The sequence below is a fragment of the Shewanella sp. SR44-3 genome (assembly GCF_014163735.1).
GTDB lineage: Bacteria > Pseudomonadota > Gammaproteobacteria > Enterobacterales > Shewanellaceae > Shewanella.
Genome location: NZ_JACJDV010000096.1, coordinates 1 through 952 on the forward strand (window position 1 = coordinate 1; position 952 = coordinate 952).

Consider the following 952-nt stretch of genomic DNA (forward strand, 5'->3'; position numbering starts at 1 on the left):
ACTCAAATAGCGAGTTTCCCCAAACAACTAATCATTTGCGATAATTATGGGGAATGATGGACGAAATAAACTGATTTCATTCAGAAAAATGATTTGCCGTCTCAATGTCCAAGCCATTGGATTGTCAAGGTTACTTGGAGTAAATTGGCAAAGACTTCTTCGTCCAAGCCGAACGCGATACCTTTAGGCTGATGTTGACGTTCATTGCCAACGAACGGCAGCAAGTTATCAGGTTGTTCGCCTTTCAAGGCAGCCCTAATGCGCAATTGAATACTGGTATGATCTGACAGTTCTGGTGGGGTTGGATTCTGGATAGTGACTTGCTGTTAACAAAGAGTGATCGACATAAGCCATACAAGCCAAGACAGCACAGCTTCATCGAGCGCTTAGCTTTTAAATCGGATTAGCTAAAACGCCCTTGCTACACACTTAGTGAATAGAGTTATCTTCGAACCACACGGCTGCATATTTCTCACAAGGGCAACAAGGCGTGTTCGGGCACAAAAAATGGCTGACTTTCAAAATAAAGACCTTCTCGCTTCATGCGTTCTACGTCCATATTTTTAATCTGTAAATTGGACATGATGGTTTTAACCCCATTGATTAATTCATGCTCTCTAGCATTAAGAATATCTTTATTACCATCAGCGGAAGTTAAAAAACGATAAGATATTGAAAACTTACGCTGACCATTATAATCCTGCTCAACTCGGTCATAATAAGTGCAAGTGAAACTATAATCTTTTGATAGGAAATGCCCTTTATTCCACGCTTTGCCATAAGTAGTCGTAAAATTAGTACATCTTATATTAGCTAGATAAGACACCCATGCATCACTTATATAAACATTCATCATCTTGTCGCTCTTTATTTCTTGCTCAGTTTTTATTCTATAAACCCGTTTTAAATAAGCTTCTTCATCTACCTGCATCTGATTTTGAGCCTTAAAAGA

General features: G+C 38.9%; 1 protein-coding gene and 1 pseudogene. Both read right to left on the reverse strand.

The window, feature by feature from the left end; all coding sequences use genetic code 11:
• Positions 1 to 158: 158 nt before the first annotated feature.
• A pseudogene (locus H5073_RS18630) lies at positions 159 to 369 on the reverse strand (hypothetical protein); the annotation flags it as partial.
• A gap of 103 nt (positions 370 to 472) precedes the next feature.
• Positions 473 to 952, reverse strand: a 480-nt coding sequence (locus H5073_RS17965; protein ID WP_220488111.1) for a hypothetical protein, incomplete at its 5' end; no start/stop codon positions are given.